The 7,727-nt window shown below is 65.8% G+C and carries 7 protein-coding genes; 5 read left to right on the top strand and 2 right to left on the bottom strand.

The genetic code is table 11. The features are described from left to right. Positions 1-31: 31 nt before the first annotated feature. On the bottom strand, positions 32-760 hold the full coding sequence (locus HMPREF3173_RS08960) for a DUF899 domain-containing protein (RefSeq protein WP_070572458.1): 729 nt from the start codon (positions 758-760) through the stop codon (positions 32-34). Between the two features lie 146 nt (positions 761-906). On the opposite strand from HMPREF3173_RS08960, the gene HMPREF3173_RS08955 reads away from it, so the two are divergent. After that, a complete protein-coding gene (locus HMPREF3173_RS08955; RefSeq protein WP_070572456.1) occupies positions 907-1,233 on the top strand; it encodes a YdcA family protein in 327 nt (108 codons plus the stop codon). On the opposite strand, the gene HMPREF3173_RS08950 is transcribed toward HMPREF3173_RS08955, so the two are convergent. Beyond that, complete coding sequence (locus HMPREF3173_RS08950) at positions 1,230-1,889, bottom strand: HAD family hydrolase (RefSeq protein ID WP_070572454.1); 660 nt, start codon at positions 1,887-1,889, stop codon at positions 1,230-1,232. The genes HMPREF3173_RS08955 and HMPREF3173_RS08950 overlap by 4 nt on opposite strands. Positions 1,890-1,982: 93 nt before the next feature. Here HMPREF3173_RS08950 and lexA point away from each other — a divergent pair, with 93 nt between their 5' ends. From lexA to HMPREF3173_RS08930, 4 genes are read left to right on the top strand one after another with little or no spacing between them, the layout of a single operon-like run. Next, on the top strand, positions 1,983-2,600 hold the full coding sequence (lexA, locus tag HMPREF3173_RS08945) for a transcriptional repressor LexA (RefSeq protein ID WP_043215574.1): 618 nt from the start codon (positions 1,983-1,985) through the stop codon (positions 2,598-2,600). Beyond that, complete coding sequence (gene imuA / locus HMPREF3173_RS08940) at positions 2,600-3,220, top strand: translesion DNA synthesis-associated protein ImuA (RefSeq protein ID WP_070572452.1); 621 nt, start codon at positions 2,600-2,602, stop codon at positions 3,218-3,220. Before lexA ends, imuA begins: the two co-directional genes overlap by 1 nt. Positions 3,221-3,226: 6 nt before the next feature. Then, the gene (locus tag HMPREF3173_RS08935) at positions 3,227-4,645 is read left to right on the top strand and encodes a Y-family DNA polymerase (RefSeq protein ID WP_070572450.1); all 1,419 of its coding nucleotides are present in this window, start codon (positions 3,227-3,229) and stop codon (positions 4,643-4,645) included. Further along, entirely contained in the window at positions 4,642-7,722 is a 3,081-nt protein-coding gene (locus tag HMPREF3173_RS08930; RefSeq protein ID WP_070572448.1) for an error-prone DNA polymerase, read from the top strand. The genes HMPREF3173_RS08935 and HMPREF3173_RS08930 overlap by 4 nt, the downstream gene beginning before the upstream one ends. The last annotated feature ends 5 nt before the right edge of the window (positions 7,723-7,727 follow it).

Here is a 7,727-nt window from a genome sequence, read left to right as displayed (position 1 = left end):
CAAGCCCAAGCCCAAGCCCAAGCCCAAGCCCTCACTCATGACAACATTGCCCAGCCCGCGCCCCCACCTCATACCGATCATGATGCCGCACCCAATCCATCGCCCCCCCCTCATTCCTCCCCAACGGCGCAACATCGAGAAAATTGTAAGCCCCCACCAGAATGTCCAACCCCCGCGCATACGTGGAATAGGTGTGATAGACCGCCCCATTCCCGTCCCGGTAGAACGCACTGAGCCCTGGCAGCTCCTGCTCGCTCCCCGCATAGGCCTCGTAGTTGTACTGCCCAGACCCATCCGTGGCGACACTCACCCCAAAGTCCTCGTTGAAACTGCCACCGTGTGACGAGAACCAAGGAAACCGCCACCCCATCCGCCGCCGGAAGTCCTGGAACTGCCCATAGGGCGCCCGCGACACCGCGACCAGCGAAACGTCATGGTGCGCCAGGTGCAGATTGGCACCGTCGAAATGATCGGCCAGGAACGAACACCCCGGGCAGCCCTCGCTCCAACCGTCGGCGAACATGAAGTGATAGACCAGCAGTTGGCTACGCCCGGCAAACAGATCCACCAGCCCCAGCTCGCCATCGGGCCCGTGGAAGCGGTAAGGCTGTTCGACTTTCACCCACGGCAGGGCCCGCCTGGCCGCGGCCACTTCGTCACGTTGATGAGTGAGGGCTTTTTCATGCAGCCAGAGCTGGCGCCGGGCGGCGAGCCACTCGCTTCGGGTCACCACTGGGTGCTTGATGTCTGGATTGTTCATGACGCTGGCTCCACGTGAGGGATTCAGCGAATGGTCGAATGGCGGCTGTTGGATTCGACAAAGGCTTGCCCCCTCACGACGAATGGTGCAGTAGCCCGGATGAATTCGGGTGATATCATAAGGCCACTAATCACAAGGAGCTGTGCATGCGTTGGCGTTGTCTGTCGCTATTTCTGTTGACTCTGCTGCTCAGCGTCACGTCGGCCCAGGCGGCTAACACCCCGTGCTCGGGTCGCAAGGGTGGGATTGCAGGATGTGACGGAGAGATCTTCCTGTGCAACGACGGCTCGATCAGCGCCTCGAAGAAAGACTGCAGCGCGATATACGGAAGCCGTACCGCGCGCCCGGCAGTGCAGTCATTGCGCGCCAGCGACGAAGGCTGCGGATGCGGCAGTGGCAACTACTGCACGGGCCCGCGAGGCGGGGTGTATTGCCTGACACCCTCGGGCAACAAAAGCTACCGTCGGCGCTAGCCGGCCATCTCGTCTATCAATGCCCACAACCGCGTGTCGTTGAAATCTTCGACCACCAATCGCGCCCCGGCAGCGAGCAATCGCTCGGCAGTCTGGGTGGTGGCGATGCCCACTGTGAAGATGCCTGCATCGCTGGCAGCCTTTACGCCGGGCAGAGAGTCCTCGAAGGCCAGGGCTTGGCTGGCCGTGGCTGCGAGGCGCTGCAGGCCAGTCAGGTAGGGCAGCGGGTCGGGCTTGGGGCGGGCCAGTTCCTCGGCCACCAGTACATGTCCGAAACATCCCTCCAGGCCCATGGCTGACAGCATGTGCTCGGCATTGAGGCGGGGCGCATTGGTCACCACGCACATACCGATTTCATGCTGCCGGGCGTAGGTCATCAGGCGTGCCAGTCCGGGCATGGGCGTCAGCCGAGGCGACAGCTCGCGGAACAACGCCTCCTTGCGCTCGGCCAGGGCCAGGCATTGGGCCGGGCTGCAGAGAGGAAAAAGCTCGGCGAACAGCTCTCCGTTGGCCCGCCCGCTGACCTGGGCCTCGAACTGCGCCTGGCTCAGCTCGCGGCCGTCATGCTCGCGCAGCAACTGGCGGAAGGCCTGCAAATGCAGGGTATCGGTATCGGTGAGGGTTCCATCGAGGTCGAACAGCAGGGCGGTCAGCATCGGGTATCCAAAAGGGGAAAACGTCAATCCCGGCCATGATAGCCAAACCGGACGACGAAGGGGGCTGTTCACTGTACGCCGAAAAGAGTACAAATGTACTCCATGGACAACATGACCCCCAAACGCCGCGCCATTCTCGAATTCATCCGCGAGCGCATCGCCGATCACGGCCAGCCTCCCAGCCTGGCCGACATCGCCCAGCGCTTCGGTTTTGCCTCGCGCAGCGTGGCGCGCAAGCACATCACCGCCTTGAGCCAGGCCGGCTTCATCGACGTGACACCCAACCAGGCCCGCGGCATCCGTCTGGCCGAGCCGCTGCGTCGGCCCGAGATCCTCGAAATCCCGGTGCTTGGCCAAGTGGCGGCGGGCGCGCCGATCGGTCCCGACCTGGACATCCACGAGCAGCTGTTGCTCGACCCCAGTCTGTTCCGTCGTACGCCCGACTACCTGCTCAAGGTGCGCGGCGACTCGATGATCGACGACGGCATTTTCGATGGCGATCTGGTCGGCATCCGCCAGCAGGGCGAGGCCCGCGACGGGCAGATCGTGGTCGCCCGCCTGGATGGCGAGGTGACCATCAAGCGCCTTCAGCGCATCCCCGGAGGCTATCGCCTGCTGCCACGCAACCCTGCCTATGCGCCAATCGATGTGGCGTCGGGTCGGGATTTCGTCATCGAAGGCGTGTTCTGTGGCCTGCTGAGGCGTGACTGATGGGCGCGGTAGTCGACCTCGATCGCCTGCTTGACCAGCGTCGGATCTGGCGCGGGCGCCAGGTCCAGGCACGGCCTCAGGGCCTGCAGCCTACCGGCCATGCCTCGCTCGACGATCGGCTGCCCGAAGGCGGCTGGCCGGCTGCTGCACTCACGGAACTGCTGCTGGCCAGTCCTGGCTGCGGTGAGCTGCAATTGCTCTGGCCAAGCCTGGCGCGCCTGACCAGTGAAGGCGGCCGGGTGGTGCTGGTGGCACCACCGTTCATTCCCTATGCGCCGGCCTGGCAGGCGGCCGGTGTCGACCTGCGCTGGTTGGCCCAGGTCGAGGCCCCTGCGGCCGAAGCCTTGTGGGCCGCCGAGCAGTGCCTGCGCTCCGGCAGTTGCGCGGCCGTGCTGTGCTGGCCTGGGCGTGCCGATGACCGAGCCCTGCGGCGCTTGCAGGTGGCTGCCGAGACAGGACAGGCCCTGGCGTTCGTCTGCCGCGGGCAGCAGGCTTTGCACAATCCTTCGCCAGCAGCCTTGCGTATTGCCATCGACACCCGGCCTGCCCAATGGCGGGTGCTCAAATGCCGTGGCGGCTTGTCGCCGGCAGCGCCCATCGCCTGCCCGGTGCGGAGCTGATGCAGCATGCTGTGGGCGTGTATCGTGTTTCCGCAACTGGCGTTGGACAGCGTCCTGCGTGAGCGTAACGACCCTGATGCCCCCCTGGTGCTGATCGGCGGGCCGCAGCAGCGGCGGGTGGTGCAATCGGTCAATGCGGCGGCTGCGGCGCTGGGCCTGCGGGCCGGGCAAACCCTCACGACCGCCCGTGCCCTGGCTGAAGGCTTCACGTGCGTGGAGGCCGACCCTGCGCGCATCGAGCAGCTCCAGCAGTTGCTCGCCACTTGGGCCTACCGCTTCAGTGGCCAGGTCAGTCGGCACTACCCGCGGGCATTGCTCCTGGAGGTCGGTTCAAGTCTGGGGCTGTTCGGGCCCTGGCCGGCGTTCGAGGCACGATTGCGTCTGGAGCTGGACGAACTGGGGCTGCGTCACCGGATTGTCCTGGCCACCAATCCGGTGGCCGCGCGCGTGCTCGCCAATGGTCATGACGGCTTGGCAGTGATGACGGTGGAGGATACGCGGGCTGCCCTGGCATGCATGCCTGTCGACAAGATCGGTCTGCCCCCGGAGGCGGCGACGGCGTTCGCTCGCATGGGGCTGCGCCATCTCGGTGAAGTCCTGGCCCTGCCACGCGATGCGCTGACCCGGCGCTTTGCCGCCCAGGTGCAGGTGCACTTGGACCAGTTGCTCGGCCTGCGCAGCCTGGGCCTGGCCTACCATCAACCAGCGGAGCGCTTCGAGGTGCGGCTGGAGCTGAACTTCGATGTCGAATCGCACCAGGCGTTGTTGTTCCCCTTGCGCCGTCTGCTGAGCGACCTGGCGGTCTTTCTCGCGGGGCGGGACTGCGGCGTCCAGCGCTTCCACCTGTACCTGGAACATGCCCAAGGGCCGGCGACCGAGCTCAAGGTCGGTCTGCTGGCCGCCGAGCGCGATGCTGCCAGACTGTTCGAGCTGGCACGCGGGCGCCTGGAGTCGCTGCGCATTCCTGCGCCGGTACGTAACCTTCGTTTACTGGCCGAGGACCTGCCACCTTTCGTGCCCCAGCTCCAGGCACTGTTCGACCCTCGGGCCCAACAGGCCCAACCCTGGGAGCAGCTGCGCGAACGCCTGCGGGCGCGCCTGGGCGACGATGCGGTCAAGGCGCTGAGCGCCGAAGCCGATCACCGTCCCGAATGCGCTTGGCAGTCGGTGGAGCAGGGGGCCTTGGGCGTATTGCCGGTCGCGCCAGGCAGCCGCCCTGGCTGGCTGCTACCTGAGCCCCAGCCTCTGAGCGAAGCAGGCTTGCGCCGGTTGGGGCGGGCCGAACGTATCGAGTCGGGTTGGTGGGACGGCGGCGACGTGCGTCGTGACTACTACCGCATCGAGACCCGTGATGGTTTGCAGGGGTGGGCCTATGACGACTTGAGCAAGCCCGGGCAGTTGTGGCTGCAGGGGTGGTTCGCATGAGTCTGTTGGATTACGCCGAGCTGCATTGCCTGTCGAATTTCAGCTTCCAGCGCGGGGCCTCCAGTGCCGACGAGCTGTTCAAGCGGGCCAAGGCCTTGGGTTACCAGGCCCTGGCGATCACCGACGAATGCACCCTGGCCGGCATCGTCCGCGCCTGGCAGGCAGCCCGGCAGGAGGGTGTTCGGCTTATCGTCGGGAGCGAAGTACAGCTTCATGGGGGCGCCAAGCTGGTGCTGCTGGTCGAAAGCCTCGAGGGCTACCAGAACCTCTGCGCACTGATCACTCGGGCGCGACGCCGGTCGGAAAAAGGCACCTACCAATTGCTCCGCGAGGACTTGCAAGCCCATTGCCAGGGTCTGCTGGCGCTGTGGGTTGCCCTGCCCGGGGATGCACCGGCCAATGGGCTATGGCTGAAGTCGCTGTTCGGCGAGCGGCTGTGGCTGGCGGTGCACCTGCATCGAGGATGCGACGATGCCCGGCGTCTGCAACAACTGCACGTCCTGGCGGGCCAGGTGGGGATTCGCGCGGTGGCGTGCGGCGACGTACATATGCATGTCCGGGGCCGGCGCGCCCTGCAGGACTGCATGACCGCAATCCGCCAGCATTGCACCCTGGCAGAGGCCGGCCGCTACCTGTACCCCAATGGCGAGCGCCACCTGCGCACCTTGACCGAGCTTGGCGAGCTGTATCCGCCCGACCTGCTGGCCGAAACCCAGGTCATTGCCAACCGCTGTCGCTTCGGCCTGGATGAGCTGAAATACCAGTACCCCAGCGAAGTGGTGCCGCAAGGACACACACCTGCCAGCTGGTTGCGCCATCTGTGCCAGTCGCGCTTGCCCGAGCGCTGGCCGCAAGGTGCCAGCCGCGAGGCGCTGGACACCTTGGACAACGAGCTGCAACTGATCACCGAGCTGGGTTACGAAAGCTACTTTCTCACCGTCTACGACATCGTCGACTTCGCCCGCAAACAGGGCATCCTCTGCCAAGGGCGGGGCTCTGCCGCCAACTCGGTGGTGTGTTTCGTGCTGGGCATCACCGAACTGGACCCGATGGAGCATCGGCTGCTGTTCGAGCGCTTCCTGTCCCGCGAGCGCAACGAGCCGCCGGACATCGACGTGGACTTCGAGCATGACCGTCGGGAAGAGGTCATCCAGTATGTGTTCCGCCGCTATGGCCGTGACCGGGCGGCGCTCACGGCAGTGGTCAACACCTACCATGCCGCCGGCGCGATACGTGATGTGGCTCGGGCCCTGGGGCTGCCGGCCGACCAGGTCGACGCCCTGGCCAAGTGCTGCGGACGCTGGAGCGACCGCATCCCGGATGCTCAGCGCCTGGCCGAGGCGGGTTTCGAGGCACAGAGCCCTTCGCTGCAACGCATCCTGGTGCTGGCTGGCCAGCTGATCGGCTTTCCCAGGCACCTGTCGCAGCACCCAGGGGGCTTCGTCATCTGCCAGCAGCCGCTGGACCGCCTGGTGCCGGTGGAGAACGCCGCCATGGCGCAGCGCACGGTGATCCAGTGGGACAAAGACGACCTCGACCTGGTCGGCCTGCTCAAGGTCGATGTGCTGGCCTTGGGCATGCTCAGCGCCTTGCGCCGCTGCTTCGACCTGTTGGCCCGTCACCGAGACCGGCACCTGACCTTGGCGACCATCCCCAAGGAAGACCCCGCCACCTACGCCATGATCAGCCGCGCCGAGACCATGGGTGTGTTCCAGATCGAGTCGCGGGCGCAGATGGCCATGCTGCCGCGCCTCAAACCCAAGAAGTTCTATGACCTGGTGATCGAGGTGGCCATCGTCCGGCCCGGGCCGATCCAGGGCGACATGGTCCACCCCTACCTGCGCCGACGCCTGAAACAGGAGAAAGTGACCTATCCCTCACCCGAACTGGAAGCCGTGTTCAAGCGCACCCTGGGCGTGCCGTTGTTCCAGGAGCAGGTGATGGAGCTGGCCATGGTCGCTGCCGACTACACCCCGGGCGAGGCGGACCAGCTACGGCGCAGCATGGCTGCCTGGAAACGCCATGGCGGGCTGGAACCGCACCGTGAGCGATTGATCAATGGCATGTTGAAGAACCGCTACGAGCGGGCCTTTGCCGAGCGGATCTTCGAGCAGATCAAGGGCTTTGGCAGTTATGGCTTCCCCGAGTCCCATGCCGCCAGCTTCGCCTTGCTCTGCTATGCCAGCAGTTGGCTCAAGTGCCATGAGCCGGCGATCTTCACCTGTGCGCTGATCAACAGCTGGCCCATGGGCTTCTACAGCCCTGATCAGCTGTTGCAGGAGGCGCGTCGCCAGGGCATCGAGGTGCGTCCGGTGGACGTGTGCCACAGCGAATGGGACTGCACCCTGGAACCGAACGGTGAGGGCACGTTGGCGATTCGCCTGGGGTTGCGGCAGATCCGCGGGTTTAGCGAGGCAGATGCCCGACGCCTCGAGCAGGCGAGGGCGCGTCAGCCCTGGCGTGATGTCGAGGACTTGTGTTTGCGCGCCGAGCTCGACAGCCGCGCCCGTGCCCGCTTGGCCGATGCCGGTGCTTTGCGTGCTTTGGCTCGCGACCGTCATCAGGCACGTTGGCAGGTGGCGGCCGTGCAGGCGCAGCTGCCGTTGTTCGCCCAGGTGGAGGCTGCGCCAGAAGTGGCGGTGGAGTTGCCGGTGCCGAGCGTGGCCGAGGACCTGTTTGCCGATTACGCCACCCTGGGCACGACCCTGGGGCCACATCCCTTGGCGTTGTTGCGGCGAAGTCTTCGGGCATTGGGGTGTCGCAGCTCTGCCGAGCTGGCGGGGGTCGAGCACGGGGACAGCATCGCCGTGGCTGGTGTGGTGGTAGGGCGACAGCGGCCGCAGACCGCCAGCGGCGTGACTTTCGTCACCCTCGAGGATGAGCACGGCATGGTCAACGTGGTGGTCTGGCGTGACCTGGCTGAGCGCCAACGCAGGGCACTGGTCGGGTCGCAACTGCTCAAGGTGAGCGGACGGCTGGAGCAGGAGAAGGGCGTCCGCCACTTGATTGCCCGGCGCCTTGAGGACATCAGCCCCTTATTGCAGGGGCTGGATGTGCGCAGCCGGGATTTTCACTAGCCTCG

Origin of the sequence: Pseudomonas sp. HMSC08G10 (assembly GCF_001808425.1) — a bacterium.
Lineage (GTDB): Bacteria > Pseudomonadota > Gammaproteobacteria > Pseudomonadales > Pseudomonadaceae > Aquipseudomonas > Aquipseudomonas guariconensis.
Note: the sequence above shows the minus strand (reverse complement) of the source record. Positions and strands in the feature narration are given on the sequence as shown.

Excerpts from the sequence above, each read along its gene's own strand:
- HMPREF3173_RS08960 (WP_070572458.1), bottom strand. The coding sequence starts at position 760 with ATGAACAATCCAGACATCAAGCACCCAGTGGTGACCCGAAGCGAGTGG.
- HMPREF3173_RS08955 (WP_070572456.1), top strand. The coding sequence starts at position 907 with ATGCGTTGGCGTTGTCTGTCGCTATTTCTGTTGACTCTGCTGCTCAGC.
- HMPREF3173_RS08950 (WP_070572454.1), bottom strand. The coding sequence starts at position 1,889 with ATGCTGACCGCCCTGCTGTTCGACCTCGATGGAACCCTCACCGATACC.
- lexA (WP_043215574.1), top strand. The coding sequence starts at position 1,983 with ATGTACTCCATGGACAACATGACCCCCAAACGCCGCGCCATTCTCGAA.
- imuA (WP_070572452.1), top strand. The coding sequence starts at position 2,600 with ATGGGCGCGGTAGTCGACCTCGATCGCCTGCTTGACCAGCGTCGGATC.
- HMPREF3173_RS08935 (WP_070572450.1), top strand. The coding sequence starts at position 3,227 with ATGCTGTGGGCGTGTATCGTGTTTCCGCAACTGGCGTTGGACAGCGTC.
- HMPREF3173_RS08930 (WP_070572448.1), top strand. The coding sequence starts at position 4,642 with ATGAGTCTGTTGGATTACGCCGAGCTGCATTGCCTGTCGAATTTCAGC.